The sequence below is a fragment of the Amycolatopsis sp. cg5 genome (assembly GCF_041346955.1).
Lineage (GTDB): Bacteria > Actinomycetota > Actinomycetes > Mycobacteriales > Pseudonocardiaceae > Amycolatopsis.
In genome coordinates this window covers 7,822,601-7,844,962 of the sequence record NZ_CP166849.1, presented here as the reverse complement: position 1 = coordinate 7,844,962, position 22,362 = coordinate 7,822,601, and the positions used below count along the sequence as shown (strand labels likewise).

At 69.4% G+C, this 22,362-nt stretch carries 19 protein-coding genes; 7 read left to right on the top strand and 12 right to left on the bottom strand.

Going from position 1 to position 22,362, the window contains the following annotated elements; translation table 11 throughout:
- Nucleotides 1-80 precede the first annotated feature (80 nt).
- Complete coding sequence (locus AB5J62_RS35435) at nucleotides 81-1,166, top strand: serine hydrolase domain-containing protein (RefSeq protein ID WP_370944357.1); 1,086 nt, start codon at nucleotides 81-83, stop codon at nucleotides 1,164-1,166.
- Between the two features lie 185 nt (nucleotides 1,167-1,351).
- Here AB5J62_RS35435 and AB5J62_RS35430 read toward each other — a convergent pair whose 3' ends face one another.
- A complete protein-coding gene (locus AB5J62_RS35430) occupies nucleotides 1,352-2,524 on the bottom strand; it encodes a TetR/AcrR family transcriptional regulator (RefSeq protein ID WP_370944356.1) in 1,173 nt (390 codons plus the stop codon).
- 117 nt (nucleotides 2,525-2,641) lie between these two features.
- On the opposite strand from AB5J62_RS35430, the gene AB5J62_RS35425 reads away from it, so the two are divergent.
- Nucleotides 2,642-3,853 carry an acetyl-CoA C-acetyltransferase gene (locus AB5J62_RS35425; RefSeq protein ID WP_370944355.1) on the top strand — a complete coding sequence of 404 codons (1,212 nt, stop codon included), beginning with the start codon at nucleotides 2,642-2,644 and terminating at the stop codon, nucleotides 3,851-3,853.
- Nucleotides 3,854-3,863: 10 nt separating this feature from the next.
- Nucleotides 3,864-6,035, top strand: a complete 2,172-nt coding sequence (locus tag AB5J62_RS35420) for a 3-hydroxyacyl-CoA dehydrogenase NAD-binding domain-containing protein (RefSeq protein WP_370944354.1) — start codon at nucleotides 3,864-3,866, stop codon at nucleotides 6,033-6,035.
- 53 nt (nucleotides 6,036-6,088) lie between these two features.
- Here the strand turns inward: AB5J62_RS35420 and AB5J62_RS35415 are convergent, their stop codons facing one another.
- The 5 genes from AB5J62_RS35415 to AB5J62_RS35395 form a co-directional block, all read right to left on the bottom strand.
- Nucleotides 6,089-8,059 (bottom strand): MMPL family transporter, encoded by a 1,971-nt coding sequence (locus tag AB5J62_RS35415; RefSeq protein WP_370944353.1) that lies wholly within the window; start codon nucleotides 8,057-8,059, stop codon nucleotides 6,089-6,091.
- A 95-nt stretch (nucleotides 8,060-8,154) separates the two neighbouring features.
- The gene (gene hisS, locus AB5J62_RS35410) at nucleotides 8,155-9,408 is read right to left on the bottom strand and encodes a histidine--tRNA ligase (protein ID WP_370944352.1); all 1,254 of its coding nucleotides are present in this window, start codon (nucleotides 9,406-9,408) and stop codon (nucleotides 8,155-8,157) included.
- A 63-nt stretch (nucleotides 9,409-9,471) separates the two neighbouring features.
- On the bottom strand, nucleotides 9,472-9,840 hold the full coding sequence (locus AB5J62_RS35405; protein WP_370944351.1) for a tautomerase family protein: 369 nt from the start codon (nucleotides 9,838-9,840) through the stop codon (nucleotides 9,472-9,474).
- 33 nt (nucleotides 9,841-9,873) lie between these two features.
- Nucleotides 9,874-10,545, bottom strand: coding sequence for a response regulator (locus tag AB5J62_RS35400; protein WP_370944350.1), 672 nt, complete (start codon nucleotides 10,543-10,545; stop codon nucleotides 9,874-9,876).
- On the bottom strand, nucleotides 10,542-11,588 hold the full coding sequence (locus AB5J62_RS35395) for a sensor histidine kinase (RefSeq protein WP_370944349.1): 1,047 nt from the start codon (nucleotides 11,586-11,588) through the stop codon (nucleotides 10,542-10,544). The genes AB5J62_RS35400 and AB5J62_RS35395 overlap by 4 nt, the downstream gene beginning before the upstream one ends.
- Nucleotides 11,589-11,695: 107 nt before the next feature.
- Here AB5J62_RS35395 and AB5J62_RS35390 point away from each other — a divergent pair, with 107 nt between their 5' ends.
- From AB5J62_RS35390 to AB5J62_RS35380, 3 genes are all read left to right on the top strand, one after another.
- Nucleotides 11,696-12,142: a DUF3761 domain-containing protein gene (locus AB5J62_RS35390; RefSeq protein ID WP_370944348.1), complete on the top strand. Its 447-nt coding sequence runs from the start codon at nucleotides 11,696-11,698 to the stop codon at nucleotides 12,140-12,142.
- Nucleotides 12,143-12,378: 236 nt separating this feature from the next.
- Nucleotides 12,379-13,815 carry an MFS transporter gene (locus tag AB5J62_RS35385; protein WP_370944347.1) on the top strand — a complete coding sequence of 479 codons (1,437 nt, stop codon included), beginning with the start codon at nucleotides 12,379-12,381 and terminating at the stop codon, nucleotides 13,813-13,815.
- 42 nt (nucleotides 13,816-13,857) lie between these two features.
- Nucleotides 13,858-14,388 carry a hypothetical protein gene (locus AB5J62_RS35380; RefSeq protein ID WP_370944346.1) on the top strand — a complete coding sequence of 177 codons (531 nt, stop codon included), beginning with the start codon at nucleotides 13,858-13,860 and terminating at the stop codon, nucleotides 14,386-14,388.
- On the opposite strand, the gene AB5J62_RS35375 is transcribed toward AB5J62_RS35380, so the two are convergent.
- The gene (locus AB5J62_RS35375; protein WP_370944345.1) at nucleotides 14,385-15,938 is read right to left on the bottom strand and encodes an acetolactate synthase large subunit; all 1,554 of its coding nucleotides are present in this window, start codon (nucleotides 15,936-15,938) and stop codon (nucleotides 14,385-14,387) included. The two genes, AB5J62_RS35380 and AB5J62_RS35375, sit on opposite strands and share 4 nt — an antisense overlap.
- Before the next feature lie 45 nt (nucleotides 15,939-15,983).
- Between AB5J62_RS35375 and AB5J62_RS35370 the strand changes: the two genes are divergently transcribed.
- On the top strand, nucleotides 15,984-17,240 hold the full coding sequence (locus AB5J62_RS35370; protein ID WP_370944344.1) for a cytochrome P450: 1,257 nt from the start codon (nucleotides 15,984-15,986) through the stop codon (nucleotides 17,238-17,240).
- Here the strand turns inward: AB5J62_RS35370 and AB5J62_RS35365 are convergent.
- The 5 genes from AB5J62_RS35365 to AB5J62_RS35345 all read right to left on the bottom strand — a co-directional run bounded on the left by AB5J62_RS35365 (nucleotide 17,199) and on the right by AB5J62_RS35345 (nucleotide 22,359).
- Nucleotides 17,199-18,470 carry a hypothetical protein gene (locus tag AB5J62_RS35365; protein WP_370944343.1) on the bottom strand — a complete coding sequence of 424 codons (1,272 nt, stop codon included), beginning with the start codon at nucleotides 18,468-18,470 and terminating at the stop codon, nucleotides 17,199-17,201. The genes AB5J62_RS35370 and AB5J62_RS35365 overlap by 42 nt on opposite strands.
- Nucleotides 18,446-18,979, bottom strand: a complete 534-nt coding sequence (locus tag AB5J62_RS35360; RefSeq protein ID WP_370944342.1) for a hypothetical protein — start codon at nucleotides 18,977-18,979, stop codon at nucleotides 18,446-18,448. Before AB5J62_RS35360 ends, AB5J62_RS35365 begins: the two co-directional genes overlap by 25 nt.
- 47 nt (nucleotides 18,980-19,026) lie before the next feature.
- Nucleotides 19,027-19,620 (bottom strand): hypothetical protein, encoded by a 594-nt coding sequence (locus tag AB5J62_RS35355; protein ID WP_370944341.1) that lies wholly within the window; start codon nucleotides 19,618-19,620, stop codon nucleotides 19,027-19,029.
- Nucleotides 19,621-19,828: 208 nt separating this feature from the next.
- A complete protein-coding gene (locus tag AB5J62_RS35350) occupies nucleotides 19,829-20,746 on the bottom strand; it encodes a TIGR03621 family F420-dependent LLM class oxidoreductase (protein WP_370944340.1) in 918 nt (305 codons plus the stop codon).
- A complete protein-coding gene (locus AB5J62_RS35345) occupies nucleotides 20,743-22,359 on the bottom strand; it encodes an FAD-binding dehydrogenase (RefSeq protein ID WP_370944339.1) in 1,617 nt (538 codons plus the stop codon). Before AB5J62_RS35345 ends, AB5J62_RS35350 begins: the two co-directional genes overlap by 4 nt.
- Nucleotides 22,360-22,362: the final 3 nt, after the last annotated feature.

The following is a 22,362-nucleotide window of genomic DNA, read 5'->3' as shown; positions in this document are numbered from 1 at the left end:
GATACTCCGGTTCGCTGGATCGTTGGCGGCCGCTTGGCCTCCTAGGCTCGTTTCCGGTTAATCGACAACGAGGGGGTCCCATGCGAATGTCCTTGCCGTGCAAGCGAATCGCCGCTTCGGCCGGCATCGTCGCGCTGCTCGCGGCGACCATGGCCGGTCCGGCGGCCGCCACCGGGCATCGTCCGGTCCAGCGGACGCTCGACTCGGTCGTCGCGGCCGGAGCGCCGGGCGCGCAGGTCACCACGCGCGGCTACGCGCTGCGCAGTGGCGTCGGCGATCTGCGCACCGGCGCGCCGATGCCGTGGCACAGCCACTTCCGCGCGGGCAGCGTGACCAAGCCGTTCGTCGCGGTCCTGGTGCTGCAACTGGTCGGTGAAGGCAAGGTCGCGCTGGACGCGCCGGTCACCCGCTACCTGCCGGAGGCGGGCACCGGCGCGATCACCGTCCGCCAGCTCCTGCAGCACACCAGCGGCCTGCCCGACTATCTCGACGACCTGCGCCTCGACGACCCGGAGACGCTCCGCCACCGCGGCGCCGAGCCCGCCGAGCTGGTGGCGCTCGCGATGAAGCATCCGCCGCTGTTCCCGCCCGGCGCGAAATGGTCGTACTCCAACACCAACTACATCTTCGCCGGGATGCTGGTCGAGCGGGTGACCGGCCGGACAGTCCAGGCCGAACTGTCCTCGCGGATCCTCAGGCCGCTCGGCCTGCGTGACACCTACCTTCCGGTGCGCGGCGACGAGCGGCTGCCCGCGCCGCATCCGCGCGGCTACACGCCGCTGAAGGGCTCCCTGGCGGACTTCACGGAGTTCGACGCGACGATCGCGTGGACCGCCGGCGGGCTGGTGACCACGGGGGAGGACCTGAACCGGTTCTTCACCGCGCTGCTCGGCGGCCGGCTGCTGCGGCCCGCGCAGCTGGCCGAGATGAAGCGGACGGTGCCGCGGGACGCCGATTCCGAGTACGGGCTCGGGCTGGGGAAGCTGTATTTGTCCTGTGGCAAGGAATTCTGGGGACACGGCGGTGACATCCTCGGCTTCGCGACGCTCGCGTTCGCGGCGCCGGACGGGCGCGCGGCCACCGTGGAGGCCAATCAGGACCCGGTGAGCCCGGCCGCCCACGAGGGCATGCAGGCCACGTTGGACGCCGCGCTCTGCGGCAAGTAGGGCTCGCAAAAACCCGAAAGCCGCATTGGGGACGTCGCACGTCCCGAAAGGCGCATTGGGGACGTCGTAGGTTCCGAAAGGCGCATTGGGGACGTCGTAGGTTCCGAAAGGCGCATTGGGGACGTCGTAGGTTCCGAAAGGCGCATTGGGGACGTCGCACGTCCCCAATGCGGCTTTCGGGATGTTCAGGGCAGGCCGAGGACCGCGGTCATCAGGGCGACGAGTTCCGCTTCGAGGTTGGGGCGGGTGGTGACGCGGCGGGTGCGGGTCAGGTCGTTCGCGATGGTGAGTGCCGCGTGGACGATGATCTTCGCCTCGCGCTCGTTGAGTTCGGGGCGGACCGTGGACAGCAGTGCCGTCCAGCGCGCGACGTAGTCCTTCTGGACGCGGCGCAGGTCCGCTTTGTCCCGCTCCGGCAGCATGACCGGGTCGCCGGAGAAGGAGACCGAGAGCTCCGGCGTGTTGCGCAGGGTGTCCACATAGGACGCCGCGAGCCTGCGCAGCGCCTCGCTCTCGTCCGCGCTGCGCATCGCCTGGTCGGCGCCGACGGCGAGGCGGTCGGCCGCGCGGTGGCCGATGGCGACCATGAGCGAGGCCTTCGACGGGAAATGGCGGTAGACGCTGGGGCCGGTGATGCCCGCGGCCGCGCCGATGTCCTCCATGCTGACCGCGTGGAAGCCGCGCTCGCCGAAGAGCGCGGTCGCCGCCGTCAGCAGTTGCTCGCGCCGGGCCGGTGTGCCGACGCTGAGCGGTTCGATAACAGTGGACTTGACGGACTGGGCCGGAATCATCGCGTGCAGGACACGTTGTGCGAGGTCGACCAGTAGCTGTGAGAAGCGCTTCTTTGCGATGGTCGTGTGGTGCACGGAGACGCTCCCGAACACGCTCAATCCCGCCCAGCACAGCAACTCCGCATCGTCAGGAGTCAACTCGCGGCGGTGGATGAGGAGTGCCTTCGTCCAGGCGGAAAGGACCGCGGCCGAGCGGCGGCGGATCTCGCGCTGGTCGTCGCGCGGCAGGTGCTTGCCCTCCCAGCGCCACAGCGCGGCGACCTCGCGGCGCTCCACGGCCTGGCCTGCGAGCGTGGTGAGCAAGGTCGAGATCTGCTCCGGGCTGCCGTCTGTCAGTGTCTCGGCGGTGGCCGACTCCATGTCGTCGATGCCGGAGAGCACCACGTACGCGAGGATCGCCTGCTTGTCCGCGAAGTGCCGGTACAGCGCCGGGCCGGTGACGCCGCCCGCCGCGGCGATGTCGTTGATGCCGACGCCGTGATAGCCGCGGGCGCGGAACAGCTCGGCGGCGACCGCGGCCAGCGTGGCCTTGCGGTCGCGCGGGCGGCGCGCGGGTGGGTGATCCATAGGTGAACATACTGTAGCCGAGTTGACTCGGTCGCAACCCATTGACACCATGGGGTTCTGTAGGCATATGTTAATGGTCATTAGCACCCCGAAGACGTCGTGCACGAGGGAGTTTCAGTGAGCAGTGAGGCGTACATCTACGAGGCGCTCCGCACGCCTCGCGGCAAGAACAAGGGTGGTGCGCTCCACGGCACCAAGCCCGTCGACCTGGTCGCGGGCCTGATCGACGAGCTGAAGGTCCGCCACCCCAACCTGGACCCCGCTGTGATCGACGACATCGTGCTCGGCGTGGTGTCCCCGGTAGGCGAGCAGGGCGGCGACATCGCCCGCACCGCCGCGCTGGTCGCGGGCCTGCCGCAGAGCGTCGCCGGTGTGCAGCTCAACCGCTTCTGCGCCTCCGGCCTCGAGGCCGTCAACCTGAGCGCGCAGAAGGTCCGCTCCGGCTGGGACCGCCTGGTCATCGGCGGCGGTGTCGAGTCGATGTCGCGCGTGCCCATGGGCTCCGACGGCGGCGCGCTGTTCCTCGACCCGACCACGAACTACGACAACTACATCGTCCCGCAGGGCATCGGCGCCGACCTGATCGCCACGATCGAGGGCTTCACCCGCGACGACGTCGACGCGTTCGCCGTCCGCTCGCAGGAGAAGGCCGAGGCCGCCTGGTCCGGCGGGTACTTCACCAAGTCCGTCGTGCCGGTCAAGGACATCAACGGCGTGACGATCCTCGACCACGACGAGCACCGCCGTCCCGGCACCACCGCCGAGGGCCTCGGCAAGCTCAAGCCCGCCTTCGCCGGCATCGGCGAGATGGGCGGCTTCAACGCCGTCGCGCTGCAGAAGTACCACTCGGTCGAGCGCATCGACCACGTGCACACCGGCGGCAACTCCTCGGGCATCGTCGACGGCGCCGCCATCGTGCTGCTCGGCGGCGAGCAGGTCGGCAAGGACTTCGGCCTGACCCCGCGCGCCCGCATCGTGGCCACCGCGGTCACCGGCTCCGAGCCGACGATCATGCTCACCGGCCCGACCCCGGCCACCGAGAAGGTGCTCGCCACCGCCGGGCTCACCCCGGACGACATCGACCTGTGGGAGCTCAACGAGGCGTTCGCCTCCGTCGTGCTCAAGTGGATCAAGGACCTGAAGCTCGACCCCGAGAAGGTCAACGTCAACGGCGGCGCGATCGCCATGGGCCACCCGCTCGGCGCCACCGGCGCGATGCTGGTCGGCACCGTGGTCGACGAGCTGGAACGCCGCCAGGCGCGCCGCGCGCTGGTCACCCTCTGCATCGGCGGCGGCATGGGCGTCGCGACCATCATCGAGCGGGTCTGAGGAAGAGACAATGACTGAAGCGAAGACCATCCGCTGGGAGCAGGACTCCGACGGCATCGTCGTGCTGACCCTGGACGACCCCAAGCAGTCCGCCAACACGATGAACTCCGACTTCCGCGAGTCGCTCGGCGTGATCGTGGACCGGCTGGAGGCCGAGAAGGACTCCATCACCGGCGTCGTGCTCACCTCCGCCAAGAAGACCTTCTTCGCCGGTGGCGACCTCAACGACCTGATCCAGGCACAGCCGGAGCAGGCCGCCGAGATCACCGCGGGCGGCGCGGAGATGAAGGGCCAGATGCGCAGGCTGGAGCAGCTGGGCAAGCCGGTCGTCGCCGCCATCAACGGCGCCGCGCTCGGCGGTGGCCTGGAGCTCGCGCTCGCGACGCATCACCGCATCGTGGCCGACGTGCGCGGGGTGCAGATCGGCCTGCCCGAGGTCACCCTCGGCCTGCTTCCCGGCGGCGGCGGCGTCGTGCGCACCGTGCGCAAGCTCGGCATCCAGAGCGCGCTGCTGAACGTCCTGCTGCAGGGCCAGCGGCACCGCGCGAGCAAGGCGCTCGAACTCGGTCTCGTCGACGAACTCGTTGGCAGCGTTGAGGAACTGGTGCCCGCCGCCAAGGCGTGGATCAAGGCCAACCCCGAGGCCTCTGTCCAGCCGTGGGACGTCAAGGGTTACAAGATCCCCGGCGGCACCCCGTCCAACCCGAGCTTCGCGGCGAACCTGCCCGCGTTCCCGGCGAACCTGCGCAAGCAGATCAAGGGCGCGAACATGCCGGCCCCGCGCGCGATCCTCGCCGCGGCCATCGAGGGCGCGCAGGTCGACTTCGACACCGCCATCAAGATCGAGACCCGCTACTTCGTGAGCCTCGCGACCGGCCAGGTCTCGAAGAACATGACCAAGGCGTTCTTCTTCGACCTGCAGACCATCAACTCCGGTGGTTCGCGGCCGGACGGCTTCGAGAAGTTCCAGGCCAAGAAGGTCGGCGTGGTCGGCGCCGGGATGATGGGCGCGGCCATCGCGTACGTCTCCGCCAAGGCGGGCATCGACGTCGTGCTCAAGGACGTCACGCTCGAAGGCGCCGAAAAGGGCAAGGGCTACGCGGTCAAGCTCGAAGAGAAGGCTCTCTCGCGCGGCAAGACCACGCAGGAGAAGTCGGACGCGCTGCTCGCCAAGATCAAGCCGACCGCGGACGCGGCCGACTTCGCGGGCGTCGACTTCGTGATCGAGGCCGTGTTCGAGAGCGTCGAGCTCAAGCACAAGGTGTTCGCCGAGATCGAGGGCGTCGTCAACGCCGACGCGGTGCTGGGCTCCAACACCTCGACCCTGCCGATCACCACGCTGGCCGAAGGCGTGCAGCGCACCGAGGACTTCATCGGGATCCACTTCTTCTCGCCGGTCGACAAGATGCCGCTGGTCGAGATCATCTGCGGTGAGAAGACCTCCCCGGCCACGCTGGCCAAGGTCTTCGACTACACCCTGCAGATCAAGAAGACCCCGATCGTCGTCAACGACAGCCGCGGCTTCTTCACCTCGCGCGTCATCGGCACCTTCCTCAACGAGGCCGTCGCCGCGCTGGGCGAGGGCGTCTCGCCGTCGTCGATCGAGCAGGCCGGTTCGCAGGCGGGCTACCCCGCGCCGCCGCTGCAGCTGATGGACGAGCTGACGCTGACGCTGCCCCGCAAGATCCGCAAGGAGACCCGCGAGGCGATCGAGGCCGCCGGCGGCACCTGGAACGCGCACGCGTCCGAGGGCGTCATCGACCGCATGGTGGAGGAATTCGACCGCAAGGGCCGCTCCACCGGCTCCGGCTTCTACGACTACGACGAGGCGGGCAAGCGCACCGGGCTCTGGTCCGGTCTGCGTGAGGCCTTCAACTCGGGCAGCGCGGACGTGCCGTTCGAGGACCTCAAGGAGCGCATGCTCTTCGCCGAGGCGCTGGAGACCGTGAAGTGCTTCGACGAGGGCGTGCTGACGTCCGTCGCCGACGCCAACATCGGCTCGATCTTCGGCATCGGCTTCCCGGCGTGGACGGGTGGTGTCATCCAGTACATCAACCAGTACGAGGGTGGCCTGGCCGGGTTCGTCGCCCGCTCGCGTGAGCTGGCCGAGCGCTACGGCGACCACTTCCTGCCCCCGGAGAGCCTGGTCACCAAGGCCGAAAAGGGCGAGATCTACGAATAAGGACTCGTGAGCGTTGCGGGCGGTTAGAACCGCCCGCAACGCTCACGAGCCTTTCAGGCCTCCAGCGCCACCGTAGGCAGCTTGCGCAGGCTTCTGGGGAACCACCACGCGCGGTCGCCCAGCAGCCGCATGACGGCCGGTACGACCAGGCAACGGATGACCAGGGCGTCCAGCAGCACGGCGACCGCGAGGCCCATGCCGAACTGCTGCAGCATCCGCGACGGGTTCAGCAGGAACGCCCCGAACACCACGATCATGATCGCCGCGGCCGCCGTGATGACCCCGCCGGTCGCCGCGAGTCCTTCGGTGACCGCGTGGCGCGCGTCGCCGGTGCGCTTGTACTCCTCGTGCATCCGCGACACGAGGAACACCTCGTAGTCCATCGAAAGCCCGAAGACGATCGCGAAGATCATCACCGGCACGAACGCCTCGATCGGCCCGGTCGGCGAGAACACCATGGTGATCACGCCCAGCGACGCGCCGATGCTCAGCAGGTTCAGCAGCGCGGCCTTGACCGGGATCAGGATCGACCGGAACACCACCATCAGCAGCAACGCGGACAGGCCGACGACGACCAGGATGAACAGCGGCAGCCGGTCGGACACGGCCGACGCGAAGTCAGCCGCGGCCGCGACCGAGCCTCCGACGAGGAACTTCCCTTGCAGTGTCGGCAAAACCTCGGTGCGAAGCTTTCCGACCAGCTCGGCCGTCGCGGCGTCCTGGGGAGCCGTCGTCGGGTAGACGAGCACGATCGGGCCCTGCGGAAGAATGCGGTCGACGCCGGGCGTGCTGGTCAGTTTCTGTTGCACCGCAACGGGATACGCGTTCTCGGAGACGACGATCAGCGGGCCGTTGAAGCCGGGGCCGAAACCGTCGGCGAGCATGTCGTAGGCCTGCCGGGTGGTCGACGTCGACGGGTCCGTGCCCGAGTCGGCGAACCCGAGCCGCATGCCCAGCGCGGGCACGGAGAGTCCGATCAACGCGACGAGCCCGACCGCGAGCGGCGCCCATGGACGACGCTGGACCGCCTCGCCGAGCTTGCGCCAAGCGTTGCCGTGCTTGACTTTCCGCCGCTGGATGTTGCGCTCGATGCGCTTGCCGAACAGCGACAGCAAGGCGGGCAGCAGCGTGATCGACGCGATCATGGTGACGAGCACGGTCAACGCGACCGCCAGCGCCACCCCGCGCAGCGAGCCGAGACCGAGCGCGAGCAGGCCCAGCAGCGCGATCATCACCGTGCAGCCCGCGAAGAGCACCGAGCGGCCCGCGGTGTCGAGCGCGCGCCGCGCCGCCGTCTCGCGGTCGTGGCCGTCGAGGATTTCGCTGCGGTAGCGGGAAAAGATCAGCAGCGCGTAGTCGACGCCGACGCCGAGCCCGACCAGCATCATCAGCGGCGCGGTGTAGTCCGCGATGTCGACGAGCCTGCTCACCAGCACGATCACGCCGAGCGTGCTGCCGACCGCGAACACCGCGGTGATCACCGGCAGGCCCGCCGCGAGCAGCGACCGGAACAGGAACACGAGGATCACCAGCGCGGCCAGCAGCCCGATGCCTTCGGACGCCCCGCCGCCGCTTTCCTGCGCGGCGCGCACGGCGTCACCACTCAGCGCGACACCGTCCACTTTGGTCGCCGTGTCGATGATCTTGCGGACGTCCTCGCCCGGCGTGGCGTCGTCGAGCGCGACGGTCGCGTAGCCCGTCTTGCCGTTCGCGGACAAGACCGGCTCGGCGACGGCTTTGACATGGGGGAGCGTGCGGACTTCGGCGAGCATCCCGTCGACGGAAGCGTTGCCGGGGAAGACGATCTGGATCGTCGCGCCGTTCTCGGGGAACTGGTCGCGGATCTGCTGGGATTCGGTGCCGGGCAAAGAAGTGTCGTTGTGGTACGAGCTGCCGGCCGAGTTGGACGCGAAGGTGATCGCGGCGAGAGTGAGCACCCAGAGCACCACGGCGAGCCAGCGGTTGCGTTGCGACCACCCGGCGAGCCGCCCCAGCCTGCCTTCGGTGCGAGTCATGGTTTCCATGCCGGAAAGACTCCGGCAGAAGTGCCCGCTGAAGCGTCGTACTCCAGCGGGCACTTCGCGTACTCCCGCGGTTGTCCCCTAGGGACTTCCCCGTACTACCGGAGTTGGCGCACCTCGGACTCGCCGTCGGCACGCAGGTGCGCGAAGGCGGTGAAGCCCCAGTCTTCGAGCCGCTTCAGCTGGGCCGGGAACTTGCCGCTGCGCTTGATCGCCGAAACCTCGCCGTGCTCGGCGCGCAGGCGGCGGGCCGCGGCGAGCGCGTCCGGCACCGCGACGTCGCTTTCGTAGAGCACCGCGGTCTTCGGGCGGTCGAGCTTCTGCTCCAGCAGGTCCACGATCCGCTCGAAGCCGATCGAGAACCCGCAGGCGGGCACGTCCTTGCCCAGCGAGCGGCCGACGAGCTTGTCGTAGCGGCCGCCGCCGGCCAGCGACGACGTCGTCGACGGGTGGCTGACCTCGAAGATCTGGCCGGTGTAGTAGCCCATGCCGCGCACCAGCGTCGGGTCGAACGCCCACGCGATGCCGTCGAGCCGGTCGAGGCTCGCGGCCGTGGTGGCCAGGTCGGACACGACCTGCTCGTCGAGGTTCGGCACGACGTCCTTCAGGCTCTCGGCGACCTTCGACGCGGGCAGGTCACGCAGGCGCTCGATGCCGTCCAGCGCCGTCTTGACCGCGCTCTCGGGCAGCCCGCGCTTCTCGACCAGCTCGGCGCGGACGCCGTCCCAGCCGATCTTGTCGAGCTTGTCCAGCGTGATGAAGAACGGCATCCAGTCCTCTTCGGCGAATCCCGCGTGCTCGGCGAGCGCCGAGAGGAACCGCCGGTCGGAGAGCCGGACCGTGCTGTCGGTGAGGCCGACCGCGGCGAGCGCCTCGGTGGTGGCCTCGATCAGCTCGGCCTCGGCGAGCACGGACTCCTCGCCGATCAGGTCGATGTCGCACTGGTAGAACTGCCGGTAGCGGCCCTTCTGCGGCCGCTCGGCGCGCCAGACCGGGCCGACCTGGAACGACCGGAACGGCAGCGGCAGGTTCGCCTGGTTGTTGCCGTAGAACCGGGTGAGCGGGACCGTCAGGTCGAACCGCAGGCCCAGGTCGATCAGGTCGTTCAGCGGCGTCTCGGCCTCGACCTGCTCGGGCAGGCCGCGCTTGAGCACCTGGTAGACGAGCTTGGCGTTCTCGCCGCCCTCACCGCCGGTCAGCCGGGTGATGGCCTCCAGCGCCGGGGTCTCGATGCGCTCGTAGCCGTAGCGCCGGTAGACCTCGGAGATCGTGGCGAGCACGTGGTCCCGATGCGCGACAACCCCAGGTAGCAGGTCGCGGGTGCCACGGGCGGGACTGTTGTCGATCTTCACGTGCTCGGTCCTTACGGGACGGGTGTTTGTGCTGCTTACCCGCCATATTCTATCGGGCGTGCGCTAACCGATTTCGTCGGCGGGCCGCCCGCCGAAGCCGCAGCTCGCCCGCTGGGTCTCGTGCATCATGATCTCGAGGTCCTGGCCGTCGATCCCACAGCGCTCGGCGACGCGTGCGTAGAGCGTCCGGATGAACTTCTTCTTGAGCTCGGCGTCGCGGCCTTCGAGCATGAGGATCTCGATGTAGGTCAGCTTGCCGCTGTACGCGCCTTTGAAGCGGAAGTCCTCGTCCTTCAGCTTGATGAACCGCTGGATCTGGTCCTCTTCGCGCACGCCCCACGCGTCTTCCATGCTGCTGCGAACGCACTCGTACAGCTCGTCCTGAATGGACGAAAGGTGTTGCTCACGGCCGTAAATCGCGATGTGCGGCATAAGGCGATGAGTACCCTTGTCATGGGAGCACGGTCAATCGCCGGAAAGCCATTTCGGCGTGATCATGGCCGATTCGTAGGCCAGCACGACCAATTGCGCACGATCGCGGACGTCCAGCTTGGTCATGATCCGGCTGACGTGTGTCTTCGCGGTGGCCGGGCTGAGCACGAGCCGGGCGGCGATCTCGTCGTTGGACAGCCCGGTCGCGACCAGCGTCATGACCTCGCGCTCGCGTTCGGTGAGCGCGGCCAGCCGCGGCGACGGCGCCGGGCGGCCGGACCGGCCCGCGAACTCCGAGATCAGCCGCCGGGTGATCGACGGCGCGAGCAGCGCGTCGCCCCGCGCGACCACCCGCACGCCGTGGATGAGCTCCATCGGCTCGGTGTCCTTGACCAGGAACCCGCTCGCGCCCGCCCGCAGCGCGCCGTAGACCTCGTCGTCGAGGTCGAAGGTGGTGAGGATGACGACCTTGGTGCCGGTCAGCTTCGGGTCGGCGAGCAGATGGCGGGTGGCGGTGAGCCCGTCCATACCGGGCATCCGGATGTCCATCAGCACGACGTCCGGCTGGTGCTCATGTGCCTGGGTGAGCGCCTGCTTGCCGTCGGCGGCCTCGGCGACGACCCGGATGTCGGCCTCACCGTCCAAAATGGACTTGAAACCGGCGCGGACGAGGGTCTGGTCGTCCACCAGCAGCACCCGGATCATCGCGGCAGCCTCGCGTGGACCCGGAACCCGGTCTCCGACGCGGTCGCCGTCAGCTCGCCGCCGAGCGCCTCGGCCCGCTCGGTCATCCCGCGGATCCCGTTGCCGGGACGCGCGGCGCCGCCCCGGCCGTCGTCTTCGATCTGCACCGACACATCATGGCCGGTGTCGCGGACGCGCACGGTGACGGTGCTGGCGGCGGCGTGGCGGGTCACGTTGGTGAGCGCCTCCTGCACGATCCGGAACGCGGCGAGGTCGACGTCCGGCGGCAGCGTCTTGACGTCGATCTCGGTGCGCACGGTGAGCCCGCTCGCGCGCACGGCCTCGGCGAGTTCGCTGATCCGCGACACGCTCGCGGTGTCCGCCTGCCGCAGCATGCCGAGCGTCGCGCGCAGTTCCTGGAGCGCTTCCTTGCTGGTGCGCTTGATCGTGCCGAGCGCGTCCTGCGCCTGGTCTGGGTCCTTGCTGTGCAACGCGGCGCCCGCCTGCACGTTGATCAGCGCGAGGTTGTGCCCGAGCACGTCGTGCAGCTCGCGCGCGATGCGCAGCCGTTCCTCGGTCGCCCTGCGCCGTGCTTCGTCCTCTTTGGACCGTTCGGCCTCGCGCCGGTAGTGCGTCACGGCGCCGACCGCGACGACGGCGATGAACCACCCGGTCATCAGGAAGAACGCGAAGTTGTCGACATGTCGACCGCTCGTCGAGCTGAGTTCGCCGACGGTCACCCCGAGCATCGACGCGGCCGCGAGTCCTGCCGCGGCTCGGACGTGCCCGTCGGCGGCCGAGCTGTACAGCGCGAACGCGAACGTCAGGATGACGATGCCGTCGGGATCGGTCAGCGGGTAGTACACGGCGCAGCAGCACAACGTGAACGCGGTGACCGCGACGGGGAACCGGTGCCTCGCGAACAACGCGGCGCACGCGGCCACGGTCAGCACCCAGCCGAGCGCGGCCAGCCTGGGCGTCTCGGGATCGTTGAGCGCGGCCAGCACGGAACCCGCGAGCACCGCGACGGCGACCGCGATCTCGGCCGGATACCGGATCGTCACCTCGTCAGCGTAACGCCGCCACCTGTCAGAAGTTGACGAAATTCCTTCTGTAACAGGAAATCGGCTCGTCGCGACTTGCCGGGAACCTGAACGAGACGGAGGTTTCCGTGCGGCACGCATTCCTGAAGACCGCCAGCGGTCTGGTGCTCGGTTTCGCCGTGTTGACCGGCTGCGGCGCCGTCGCGACGCCCGCCACGGTGCTCACCACGACGACGAGCACGCCTGAGACGTCGACCTACCCGCTGCAAACCGCGCCCGCCAGCACGACGACGTCAGCGCCGGTCGTCTCCACCACGACGAGCACCAGCGCGCCCGCGGTGCAGCCGTTCGTGCCGCAGGCGCCGACACCCGCGCCCAAGGCGACGTCGGCCAAGAAGGCGGCGGCCGCCGAATGCGGCGGCGACTACTACCGCAACGTCGACGGGAACTGCGTTCACCGTCCCGGCGGCAGCCCGGCGGGCGCGTCCGCCAAGTGCAAGGACGGCACCTACTCCTACAGCCAGAACCGCAGGGGCACCTGCTCGGGCCACGGCGGCGTGGCGACCTGGCTCTAGGCCCCGCGATAAAGCGGGCTTTACTCCCGGGGATTTAGCGGGCTTTATCCCCGGGAGTAAAGCCCGCTTTATCCCGGGTTCAGTCTTCGGTGAGCTCGGTGAGCTGGTCGGCGGCGGCGCGCTCGCGGAGGGTGGCCAGGTCGGGTTCGTCCATGCGGTCAATCTGCCACAGGTACTGACGTTGTGTGGGTCACACCGGATCGGGTGAGTCCGGCAATTAGGTAGCATTGCTAACTATGGCTGGCGAAGGTGCGAAGAGTGCTTCGCCGAGGTTGATCGTGGTCGTGCTGGCGTCGTGCGGGCTGGTGGCGTCGTTCATGCAGACGCTGGTCGTTCCGCTGATCCCGTCGTTTCCCCGGCTGCTGAACGCTTCGGCGACCGACGCGTCGTGGGTGGTCACGGTGACGCTGCTCGCGGCGGCCGTGGTCACGCCCGTCAGCGGGCGGCTGGGCGACCTCTACGGCAAGCGCCGGATCCTGCTGGCGAGTCTCGGATTGCTGATCATCGGGTCCGTTTTGTCCGCGCTGACCAGTGATCTGGGCCTGATGATCGCCGGGCGCGGGCTGCAGGGCTGCGCCATGGGCGTCATCCCGCTGGGCATCAGCATCATGCGCGACGAGCTGCCGCCGGACCGGATCGGCGCCGCGATCGCGTTGATGAGCGCGACGCTCGGCGTCGGCGGCGCGATCGGGCTGCCGGTCGCGGCCGTCGTCGCGGAGAACGCCGACTGGCACGTGCTGTTCTGGGGCGCGGGCGCGCTGGCCGCGATCTGCGGGCTGCTGATCTTGAAGCTGGTGCCCGAATCCCCGGTCCGCACGCCCGCGCCGTTCGACTATCTCGGCACCGTCGGGCTTTCCGCCGGGTTGCTGTGCCTGCTGCTGCCGATCGTCAAGGGCACCGAATGGGGCTGGGCCAGCCCGCTGACGCTGGGACTCGGCGGCGCGTCCGTGCTGATCTTCCTCGGCTGGGGCTTCTACCAGCTGCGCAGGCGGGACCCGCTCGTCGACCTGCGGGTGTCGGCGCGGCGGCCGGTGCTGTTCACCAACCTCGCCTCCGTGCTGGTCGGGTTCGCGATGTACGCGTCCGCGCTGTCGTTCCCGCAGCTGCTGCAGGCGCCGTCGTCGACCGGGTACGGGCTCGGCCAGAGCATGGTCCAGACCGGACTGCTGCTCGCGCCGAACGGGCTGGTGATGATGGTGCTGTCGCCGGTGTCGGCCAGGCTGGCGAAGCGGTTCGGCGCGCGGCTGACGCTCATGCTCGGCGCGGTCGTGATCGCGCTCGGCTATCTCTTCGCGACCGCGTTGATGGACAACGTCTTCGAGATCGTCGTGGCGACCGTGATCATCGGGGCCGGGGTCGGCATCGCGTACTCGGCGATGCCCGCGTTGATCATGGGCGCGGTGCCCGTCACCGAGACCGCCTCCGCCAACGGCGTCAACTCGCTCATGCGCGCGTTCGGCACCTCGGCGTCGAGCGCGGTGATGGCCACGATGCTCGCGCACATGACGATCACCGTCGGCGCGCTGACCGTGCCGTCGCTCACCGGGTTCCGCGCGACCTTCCTCGTCGGCGCGGCCGCCGCGGTGGCCGGGCTGGTGCTCACGGCGGTCATTCCGAGAAAAGATCGGAACCGGGGCAACCCCGTGCCCGCCTTGGCGTCTTCTGCAGTGTGAAAGCGACAGGGGGTCGCTTCCAGGGGATTCTGGGGAATCGAAATGTTCAAGAAGTCTTTCGCGGCAATGGGAATCGTCGTCGGCGCCGCTCTGCTCGTCGGCGGCCTGACGCCCGCTTCGGCGTCCGGTGACGTCCTCACACCCGAGGGTTTCCACAAGGTGAAGCTCGGCCAGTCGGAGGCGAAGGCCTTGCGCTCCGGCTACCTTTCCGGCGACGGCTGGGACGACGGCTCGTGCAACCGCTACGCCACCGTCGACCGGCCCGGCGACAACATGCGGGTCGCCATCTCGCACGAGAACGGCGTCGTCCGCGTCCGCGTGCCGGACAACGTCCGCACGTACGAGGGCATCGGCGTCGGGTCCACGGTCGCCGAGGTCAAGGAGACCTACGAGGACGTCACCGAGTACCGGCTCGGCCTGAGCGCGCCGGTTCCGGGGTATGGCGACCGCAGCTACGAGATCTGGATCGAGGACAGCTACAACGAGGACGGCACGTACCGCGACGACGCCAAGGTCATCCAGCTTGGCCTGACGGCGAACGAGAAGTTCGACTGCGCGCTGCTCGGGGGTTAAAACAGCGGCGGTACCCAAGCGTCGATCAGGTGGGGGCCTGGTTCACGCACGGCGCGCTCGAACTGCTCGGCCAGTTCTTCCGCGGTGGTGGCACGGGTGGCGGGGACACCCATGCCCTCCGCGATCTTCACGAAGTCCAGGTCCGGACGGGACAGGTCGAGCAGGTCGAGCGCGTGGGGACCGGCGGCTTCGGCGCCGACGCGCTGCAGTTCCATCTTGAGGATCGAGTACGCGCGGTTGTTCAGGATGACCGTGGTGACATCGAGGTTTTCCCTTGCCTGCGTCCACAACGCGGAGATCGTGTACAGCGCGCTCCCGTCGGCCTGCAGGCTGATCACCGGACGGCCGGGCGCCGCGACGGCCGCGCCGGTGGCCACGGGAATGCCGTAGCCGATCGCGCCGCCGGTCAGCGTCAGGTGGTCGTGCCGGGGCGCGCCGGCGGTCGCGGCGGGGAGCAAGAGGCCGGAGGTGTTGGCCTCGTCGGCGATGATCGCGTGCTCGGGGAGGAGCGCGCCGATCACGTCGACCCAGTTCTGGGGGGTGAGCGGACCGCTCGGCATCGCCGGGCGGTTCGCTTGCTGGAGAACGGGTTCCGTGTCGGCGGCGACCACGGCGGCCAGTGCTTCCAGCGCGGCGGGGATGTGTTCGTCGATCGCCGCGAGGGTGTGGACCTTCGCGTCCGGCGGGGTGAGTTCGCTCGGCTTGCCGGGGTACGCGAAGAAGGAGACCGGCGGTTTCGCGCCGGCGACGATCAGGTGCTTGATGCCGTCGAGCTGGTACATGGCCTGCTCGGCCAGGTAGCCGAGCCGGTCGATCGACGGCAGGCCGGCGCCGCGTTCCAGCCTGGCGGGGAACGTCTCGATGAACGCCTTCGCGCCCGTGGCCGCCGAAATCCGGCTCACCGCGAGCAAGCCGGCTTCGTGGCACCCCTTGCCGCCGATCAGGAACGCGACGGGCTCACCGGAGCGCAGGACGTCGGCGACGGCGTCGATCGTAGACGCCGCAACGGTTTTCGGTGCCCGCGAGGCGACAGGAGCGGCCGCGACACCACCGTCGCCCCAAGATACGTCCGCGGGCAGGACCAAGGTCGCGATCCGGCCAGGCGCGTCCAGCGACGCCGCGACGGCGGCCGCCGCGTCCGCGCCGACTTCGGCGGTCTTCCCGGATTCGCGGAACCAGCCGTCGAGTGTCCGCGCGAGACCCTCGATGTCCGACTCCAGCGGAGCGTCGTACTGCTTGTGGTAGCTCGCGTGGTCGCCGACGACGTTGACGATCGGCGTGTGCGCGCGGCGCGCGTTGTGCAGGTTCGCCATGCCGTTGGCGAGTCCGGGACCAAGATGCAGCAAGGTCGCCGCCGGTTTCCCGGTGATGCGGGCGTATCCGTCGGCCGCGCCGGTCACCGCGCCCTCGAACAGGGCCAGCACACCGCGCATCTCGGGCACGCTGTCCAGTGCCGCGACGAAATGCATCTCCGAGGTGCCCGGATTGGCGAAGCACACTTCGACGCCCGCGTCGACAAGGGTGCGGAGCAAGGACTGCGCGCCGTTCATCAGCCCAACCTAGCGTTCAAGGTCGCCGTGTGAAGAGAATGAGCGATGGACTTCACTGGGGAGAGTTCGCCGGGCACGCTCCGTCTCGCCGGGCGGCTGCGTGCGCAGCGGGCGGGCGCGTGGGCGCTGGCGACGCTCGGCGATCCGCTGGCCGCGCTCACCCAGCGGCGGGGGCAGCTCGATCCGTATCCGGTCTACGAGCGGATCCGGCGGCTCGGCCCGCTTTCCCGCAGCCGCACCGGTTTGTGGGTGACCTGCTCGCACGAACTGGCGGGCGTGGCCGTGCGCGACCGGCGGATGCGGGTGCGCACCAACGCCGACCGGCTCGCCGACGGCCTCGCCGCGCTGAGTCCCGGCCTCGACGACAGCCTGATCGACTTCGAACCGCCGGACCACACCAGGCTGCGCCGCCTGGTCGCGCCCGCGTTCAGCCGGGCGAAGATCGAGCGCTACCGGCCGGTCGTCGAGAAGGTCGCCGGTGCGCTGCTGGACGACGTCGGCGAGCGCTTCGACCTGGTCAGCGCGTACGCGACGCCGTTGCCGGTGGCGATCATCTCCGAGCTGCTCGGCATCCCGGACGCCGACTCGGCGCGGTTCGCGGGCTACGGGCAGGCGCTCGCGGGCATGCTCGACGGCGTCCGCTCGCTGCGCCAGGCCGCCGAACTCCGCGCGGCCGTCGACGAGCTGAAGGCCTTGCTGGCAGGCCTGGCCGAACTGCGCGAGCGGGTGCCGCGCGAGGATCTGATCAGCGACCTGGCCGCGTCGGAGCTGACCGCGCGCGAGGTCGTGGCGTTGTGCCTGCAACTGCTCATCGCCGGGTTCGAGACGACGACCAACCTCATCTCGAACGCCGTCGCCGCGTTGCTCGACCATCCCGAGCAGTGGGCCGCGCTCGCCGAAGACCCGGGCCTGGCGTGCGCCGCCGTCGAGGAGACGTTGCGGTTCGACCCGCCCGTCCAGGTCACGCAGCGCATCGCGCGCGAGTCGATCCAGTTGGCCGACAAGGTGTTGGCGCCGGGAGAGCAGCTGATCGTCGGACTCGCGGGCGCCAGCCGTGACCCGGAGGTCTTCGCCGATCCAGGCCGGTTCGACATCCACCGCCCGGACGCAGGCGAGCATCTCGGTTTCGCGGGCGGGCACCACTACTGCGTCGGCGCGCCGCTCGCGCGGCTCGAAGGCGAGGTCGCGCTGGCGACGCTGGTGCGCCGGATGCCACGGCTGCGCAAGGTCGGCGCGCCGGTGCGGCGCCCGGCCACGGTGCTACGCGGAATGCTCGGCTTTGTGGTCGCTCAAGGGGCGTGACACGAGGCTCGGGTACTCCTCGATGATGGCCGCGGCGCGCAGCCAGCGGTCGATGTCGGTGTTCAGGTAGACCTTGGTGTGCCGGACGCTCTCGGGCAGCGGACGGCGCTCGGCGACGAGGTCGGCGAGCGTGTTCATGGTCCGCTCGGTCTCGTCGGCGAAGGCCTTGCCCGGCGGCTCGATGCCCCGCGCGAGCGTGGCCAGCCCCGCCGCGAGCACGATCGCGCGCTGGGTCTCGCCGTCGAAGCGTTCCGGCCCGGTCGGCAGGTGACCCCTGATCCGCAGATACGTGTCTTCGAGGTCGATGATCGCCTGGTAGACGAGCTGGGTCGGCCGCCAGAGGCGCAGCCAAGCCGTGCGGAGCGTCGGTTTCACCGGACCGGCGCGCCTGGCCAGCAGCCGCTGCACCGGCGCGAGCCGCCGCAGCAGCGCGGTCCCGTTGTCGTGCTCGCGTTTCCACGAACCGACCGCGGGCAGCACCATGCCGATGAACACCAGCGCCGGGCCGGCGCTGATCAGCGGATCCGTGACGGCCGCCTGACGCCAGCCAGGAATCCAGCCGATGATTTCCGCCGCTTGATAAAGCGCGGAGTGCGCGCAGTAGGCCATGCACAGGAAAAGCCCGAGCGTGAACACCCGCATGCCCGCGCGCAGCCAGCTGCGGCCCGCGTTCTTGGCCTTGTTGGCCCAGCGATGCGCGCCTTTGACATGGGCCACCAGCGACAGCGCGATCGTGCACATCACGATGATCCACGCCAGGCCGACGGCGAGGTCGACGCGGCCGGGCACCTCGAGCCTGCTTTCGGGGCCCAGCAAGAAATCCGGGTCGTACGGGCTGGTCGCGAACAACGCCGTCGCGGTGACGAACGCGAGCGCGTTGAGCGCCGCCAGCACGGTCACCCGGCGCCGCGCCGGTCGTTCCAGCTCCAGCTTGGTCGCGGTGGACACGCGGTTCGAGAACACGTGCAGCAGCACGTTGCACACCAGGCAGAGTCCCCATTGCAACGGCCAGAACAGGTTGAAGCCGAGTTCGTGCGCGAAGATCCGGTACACGGCCGGCACCTGCAGGAACACGGCCAGCAGCAGCGAGACGAGCGCGAGCCACAGGATCGCCGACGGGTTCGCCCGCCGCGACCACAGCAGCCGCCGCCAGAAGACCACCGCGGCGGCCATGCCGACCACGACGACCAGTACCCAGACCCAGCTCACGAGCGCCCGTCCGAAAGCCACCGGTCGAGCTGGTCGGCTTCGGGCTCGCCGGAACTGGGACCGGACGACGGCGACGTGACGCCCATCCGGCGCGCCATCGCCATCGCGAACTTCTCCGCGTCGCGCTCCTGCTTGTCCTCGGCGTGCCCGGTCGGGCAGTTGCGGCCGACCAGCCGGTCGATCAGGTCGCCGGACAGGTGCGGCAGCTCCGGCCGCAGCAGGCTGACCAGCGCGCTCTTGATCATCGGGTCTTCCAGCTCGATGCCCGCGTGCTCGTCGATCACGTGGAACAGCTCGTGGTGGATCACGTGCAGCTGGTGCACCGGGCTGGTGTCGGCCGGATAGAACAGGTACGAGACGCCGAACAGCCGCACGGTCATCCCGGTCAGCACCGAGCTGGCGTCCGGGACCGCGCCCGACAGCGGCACCAGCCGGATCGGGATGCCGATCGCCTCGCTCAGCACCTCTTGGTAAGCCTCATGGCTGAACGGCTGCGGGATGACCATTCTGTCGGCCAACCGGTCAGCCACGGATTCGGCGTGACGGCGTTGACCGAGTGGCAGCCACCGTCGCCGCTTCATGGCCGGTCGTTCCGCTGGTCTTCCAGCCACTGGGCGAGCGCGAGCGCGACCTGGCGCTGGGCCTCGTCCGGTGTGGTGGCGCCGGGAATGCGCAGTTCAATGGCGATGCCGCCCTGCCCGCCCGCGCCGACCGGGCGGGCGCTGGTGATCCAGGTGAGCAGGTTCTCCTTGACCCCGGCGACCTTCACCAGATCGGACTTGGTGGTGACCGGCAGCAGGAAACTGGTGTCCACGTTGAAGAACTGGGCCAGCGCGGTCAGCACCGGCACCCCGGGGTTGATCTTGTCGGCGTGCCGGAGCTTGCCGAGGTAGCTCGGCGTGATGCTGACGCCGTACTGGTCGGCGAGCTGCTGCGCGACCCAGGTGTTGGTGTACTGCGGGCGGCCCTGTGCGTCGACGTCGACCGTCTTGCCGTTCTTCTTCGCGACCTCGACCTTGTTCCAGGCCTGCGGGTCCTCGTCGCGGCGGGGCCGCACGGCCGCCCAGAGCAGGTTCAAGCGCTCGCCGAAGGTGAGTTCTTCGGGAGGTTTGCCCGCCAGCGCGAGGATGGCGTCGGTCGCGACGTCACCCTCGTCCGTGCCCCCATGCATGGCTCCGAGTATAGAAGGCGAGCCTCGTTCCGGGGCCGGTCCCGGCGATGACCACTGGGCCGATCGGGTGGATCTTCGGCGCACTCGTGACGGAGCGGCACAACTGCCATAGTGTTCGTTCCAGGGGTACTGGACTGACAGTCCACCGCCTCTACTGGGGGTAAGCCGGGGTGCCGGATCCTCTCGGGGATCCGGCCCGCCGGTTTGCTCAACGCCCGCCGAGCCGTGCGACGACCGGCGCGAACCGTTCCATCTCCACCTCGGGCAGCACCCAGTACGTGAAGCCGAACTCTTCTCGGCGCCGCTCCAGTGTCTCGCAGATCTCCTCGGCCGAGCCGATCAGGAACGCGGGCGAAGCCGCGATCTCCTCCGCCGTGAGTGCCGAGTACTTGGCGATGTTCTCGATGGTCTCCGCGCGGTTCGGCACCAGCTGGCAGATCGGCGCGAGGCACTGCAGTTCCAGCTCCGCGAACCGTTCACCGGCGGCTTCGCGGACCCAGCCGACGCGCTCGGTGTACGCGCTCGCGGTCATCGAGCGGATCATCGCGGCGTCGATCGTGCCGGAGGCGCCGATCGCGTTGAAGCCGACGATGTCCGCCTCGCGGGCCGCCAGCGTCAGCATCCGGCGGCCACCGCCGCCGAGCATCAGCGGGACCTTCGCGTACGGCCTGCCGGGCGCGGCGTGGACCTGGTAGTGCTCGCCGTCGAAGTCGACCTTGCCGCCGGAGAGGAACTCCTTGAGGATCCGGACGCTTTCGGTCAGCCGCCCGATCCGCGCGCCCGGCGCGTCGAACGGCAGCCCGAGATGGGTGAAGTCCTCTTCCTTCCAGCCGGCGCCGATGCCGAGTTCGACGCGGCCCTCGCACGCGTTCTCCAGCACCGCGATCTCCCGCGCGAGCAGCAGCGGATGCCGGTGTTCGTTGTTGAACATCAGCGAGCCGACCTTGAGCGTGCTGGTCGCCTCCGCGGCGAGCGTCAGCGAGACCAGCGGCGCCCAATGGTCGTTCAGGTGATCGGGGACCAGCAACGACGAGTAGCCCAGTTCTTCCGCTTTGCGGGCCTTATCACGCCATTGCTTGGCGTCCGAAGCCGTCCGGGCCTGCGTCGCGAAACGGAACGGGGTCACAGCGACTTCGCGAGCGCCTCGCCAGCCTGCTTGCCCGAGAACAGGCAGCCGCCGAGGAAAGTGCCTTCGAGCGCGCGGTAACCGTGCACGCCGCCGCCGCCGAAGCCCGCCGCTTCACCGACCGCGTAGAGGCCCGGCAACGGCTCGCCGTCCGCGCGCAGCACCTGGCTCGACAGGTTCGTCTGCAGTCCGCCGAGTGTCTTGCGGCTGATCACGTTGAGCCGCACCGCGATGAGCGGACCGGCCTTCGGGTCGAGCAGCCGGTGCGGCGTCGCGACGCGGATCAGCTTGTCGCCCAAGAACTTCCGCGCGCCGCGGATCGCGGTGAGCTGCAGGTCCTTGCCGAACTCGTTGGCCAGCTGGCGGTCACGCGAGATCACCTGCTCGCGGATCTTCGCCGGGTCGAGCAGCGGCTCGTCGGTGAGCCGGTTCATCCCGGCGATCAGCTCGTCGAGATCCTTCGAGACCACGAAGTCCTCGCCACGCTCCATGAACGCGGTGACCGGCGCCGTCGGGCCAGGCAGCGCGCGCTTGAGCGTCATCTTGACGTCCTTGCCGGTGAAATCCGGGTTCTGCTCGGAGCCCGACAGCGCGAACTCCTTCTCGATGATCTTCTGCGTGAGGATGAACCACGAGTGGTCGTGGCCGGTCTTGCGCAGGTGCTCGAGCGTGCCCATGGTGTCGAAACCGGGGTAGAGCGGCGTCGGCAGCCGGTTGCCGAGCGCGTCCAGCCACAGCGAGGACGGGCCGGGCAGGATGCGGATGCCGTGGCCAGGCCAGATCGGGTCGTGGTTCGCGACGCCTTCGACGTAGTGCCACATCCGGTCGCGGTTGATCAGGTTCGCGCCCGCGGTCTCGCTGATGGCCAGCATCCGGCCGTCGACGTGCGCGGGAACGCCGGTGAGCATCTTCTTCGGCGCCGAGCCGAGTCGCTCCGGCCAGTTCTTGCGGATCAGCTCGTGGTTCGCGCCGATGCCGCCGGACGCGACGATCACCGCACGCGCCTTGAGCTCGAACTCGCCGGTCACCACCCGCGTGCTTTCCTCGCCGCGGCCGACCGGGCTCGGCTCCAGCACCGCGCCGCGGACGCCGTCGACCGCGCCGCCGGTGACGGTCAGCTCGTCGACCCGGTGACGGAAGCGGAGTTCGATGTCGCCGGACGCCTTCGCCTTGTCGGCAAAGGGTTCGAGCACGCCGGGGCCGGTGCCCCAGGTGATGTGGAAGCGGGGCACGGAGTTGAACCCGCGCTCGGCCCAGCCGACGAACGGGAAGAAGCGCACGCCCTTTTCGTAAAGCCAGGAGCGCTTCTCGCCCGCCGCGAACTCGACGTAAGCGCGAGCCCACTTACGAGGCCAGTCGTCCTCTTCGCGGTCGAAACCCGCGGCGTCCTGCCAGTCCTCCCAGGCCAGGTCGAAGGAGTCCTTGACGCCCAGCCTGCGCTGCTCGGGGCTGTCGACCAGGAAGAGCCCGCCGAGCGACCAGAAGGACTGCCCGCCGAGCGAGGCTTCCGGTTCCTGCTCGACGACGATCACGCGCTTGCCCGCTTCGGCCAAGGTGGTCGCCGCGACCAGCCCGGCCAGTCCGGCACCTACCACGATCACGTCCGCGTCCATGCG